This is a genomic window from Thalassolituus marinus, assembly GCF_020320395.1.
GTDB lineage: Bacteria > Pseudomonadota > Gammaproteobacteria > Pseudomonadales > Oceanobacteraceae > Venatoribacter > Venatoribacter marinus.
Map to the genome: position 1 here is coordinate 1 of NZ_JAEDAH010000096.1, position 3121 is coordinate 3121.

2 protein-coding genes are annotated in these 3121 nt (G+C 51.7%); both read right to left on the minus strand.

Annotated elements, in window-relative coordinates; genetic code table 11:
• Nucleotides 1–490: 490 nt before the first annotated feature.
• Nucleotides 491–1993: a hypothetical protein gene (locus I9W95_RS15070; RefSeq protein WP_225676347.1), complete on the minus strand. Its 1503-nt coding sequence runs from the start codon at nucleotides 1991–1993 to the stop codon at nucleotides 491–493.
• An 89-nt stretch (nucleotides 1994–2082) separates the two neighbouring features.
• The gene (locus I9W95_RS15075) at nucleotides 2083–2550 is read right to left on the minus strand and encodes a hypothetical protein (protein ID WP_225676349.1); all 468 of its coding nucleotides are present in this window, start codon (nucleotides 2548–2550) and stop codon (nucleotides 2083–2085) included.
• Between the last annotated feature and the right edge of the window lie 571 nt (nucleotides 2551–3121).

Genomic DNA, 3121 nt, shown 5'->3' on the forward strand with positions numbered 1-3121 from the left:
GCTCGCCGGGCATCCTTGCCCGGCGGACCGGAAAAATCATCGTTCATTTCGGCGCTCCAGAATGCGAAGGACTGGCTTCCTCTATGCTGCTTTTTACTACAACGCCATCTCTGAATTTCAGTCAGAGACATGAAACTCAGATTCTGGATGACGTTTGAAATAAGGCGGTGAAATTAACTAAAACAGCGCCTCTGCGCTCGCCGCAGAAAGCGTAGATATTTACGACCTGCCCGAAGGGACTCGGGCAAGCGGCCCCGGCCAAGGATGGCCGATGGGGCGCGAGGTCAGGAAATATCAAGGTTTCAAGGGTAAACGAGCCAGGACGCGCGAAGCGGGGAGATAGCCCGTCCGGCGATAGGGGCGGTCCGACGTTTCGGAAGGCCCCTCTATGAGGACAAGGGGCCCGGAATATCCCACAAAAGTTCAAATGAAAATTTGTGGGACACTAGTGGCTGGTATCAGCGGCTTTTTAAATCGGAGTATGAATTGATTATTCAATAACCCTGCGCGCATAAAAGGTTTTCGGTTCGCTGGTGGCTTGTCCGGATTTATATGCGTTATAAACCACGGTAACGTCATCGGAATTATCCAGGTAGAGGCCCACTCCGCCTTTGGAGGATATAAACGAAGGTACATCGATGCCACTGTCGATGGTTTGCACATCCTGCCATGCACTACCGTCGTAGTAGCGAGCGTATAAGGTACCGTCGTATGGGATTCCGCTTGTCATATCCAGGTCATAGCCAAACCAGACGATAACCGCTTTACCATTATCGTTAATGGCACCCTGTGCAGATCGGATCTGATCATTACTCTGCGGGTGTTCTGTTGAGCTTGCACTGAATGAACCGGCATCTGAAATGTTGGTTTTCAGTTCGGCCCCGTCATTTACCCACAAGCTTAAACCGTAATCGGCTCCGGCGCTCAGATAAGCTTCCAGCGTAGCGCCGTAGTTCGCACCAGCAAGGTCGTCATCTAATTCAACACTGGTGGCAAAGCCAGAGCCGTTGTCAAAGCGCGCCTGCAGTGTGTTGTTGGCATTGAACAGTGCCAGGGCATGATTGGCATCGTTCACCGCAATTCGTGCTAAACGGGAATTCCCCGGATAATCACCAATATTCGCTGACGAACCTATGTTGCCATCGGAGAAACTGGTGGCAAATACACCGGATTTGCTGGTGGCAAATTTACTGGTTTCAATTTTGAGGATATAGCCTTCACCATCGTTGCCCATACCCAGAGCGACGGCGTTGTTGTCGCTGCCGAGTGTTTGCGGAGAGCTGGTTGCATCCGTTACACAGGTATCCGTGCTGTCACAGCCCTGAACGCGGCCTTTGTTAGGAAGGTCACGGCGGTTCCAGATCATGGCAATGCTGTCATCGTTGGATAACGCGATTTTCAGATCATCGACATTATTGCAGGTGTAGTTATTAGTTGGATTAATCAGATGGCGTGCTCGGCTGGAGCCACCCCATTGGGTGCCATTGTAGCGGTAGTAATCCAGGCGGCACTCTGTGAAGCCTGTGGCTGCATTCGTGGCGTTATTTTCCAGAGCCAGTACAGCTTTACCGTTAGCATTGAATGCCCAGCTGATATCGTGGGTGCCGTTGAAAGAGGCCAGCTGGTGTGCGCTGCTCCAGTTGCTGCCGTCGAACTCGCGAATATAGAGCAGGTTGCCTTTGCTATAGGCCATCATCGGTTTGCTAGCGGTCCCGCCGACCATTAGCTCGGATACGGTAACTGAGCCATCTTCCAGTTCAGCAGGTGTTGTCCAGGCTGGTGTGGCCGGACCGGAGTTGTCGGTATCAGTATTGGCGCCGGTTCCCGTATCGGTGTTGCTGTTGTCGGTATTGCCGGTATCAGTATTGTCGGTGCCGTTGCCGTTTCCCTGGTCTGTGGTGTCACTACCAGACGAAGATGACCCACCTCCGCATGCGCTTAACAGAAGGGTCGATGTGGCGAGCAACGCCACAGCTAGTTTATGCAGTTCCATAGTTTTTTCCGGATGTATCTGGTTACCGGACTATTGAACTTTACCGAGTGGTAAGAATCTTCACCCCGAAGGGTGAACCTTTGGCTGGTTTACAGATTCACCTTCTGACTACTGGCTGTGCAGAAATCCTGCTGGCTCGAATTTGTATTACGCATGCAGTCTGCATAGTTTATCTGGGGCACCAGATTCAGGGTGTTTTGCTGAATCTGAACCATATAGGTGAAACTGTAGGGCGCACTGCGAATCCAGCGCTGTGGCGTTGTGTGTGAATATGCACAGCGAAAGTTAATTGATTCACCGGCAGATATGCTGCGACCAGAAGGCGGATTGTAATAGCGCCACTGGTTGATATAGCCGCGCTGAATTTCCTCGCGGCAGGCATCCAGTGATGTGATATTTTTATCGTGAAAGAACAGCGTGCGAGAGTGGCTGGTGCCTTTAATGCTGCTGGTCGCCAGCATCCAGACCTCCTGTTTAGCAAAGCCTGTAGCCGGTAGTGCCAGTAGACTGATGGCGGCGATGGCAGGAAGCCAGTTTATACGTGCTTGGATTTTCACAGTTTTTCCCCAAAGATCGGTCTAAGCGAAATCCCTGCTTGTTTTCCCTGGGGTATTTTATCGGCAGATAAATAAGTGCAGTGTAAATAAAGGTTAAGGTTGGCGGGTTTTACAGTTTATTGACGATTGTGAATCGCCGGTAGTTGATCGAATTAAGGTCAGCATCTGCGGTAAAACAGGGCTGTGTTAATGCATGGGATATTTTACTCGCGGCATCTGCGAATGGCCGTGAGACGCTCTCTGCGCAGCAAACGCTATGCCGTATAAAGCAGGCTACGCCTGCATCGCGGCCAACGGCCGCTCCTACAAATAACGCGCCGCCGCAATAAACAACGACGTTTCGAATATCTCTGTACGCTGTAGGAGCTGCCTTTGGCTGCGAACGGTTGTGCAACAACCGCTATGTCATGTAAGGGTGGCTTCGCGCACCATCGCGGCGAGTGTCGCACCAACCAAAGGTCGCTCCTGCAAATAACGCGACGCCGCGATAAACAGCGACGTTTCGGATATCTCTGTACGCTGTAGGAGCTGCCTTTGGCTGCGAACGGTTGTGCAACAACCGCTATGTCAT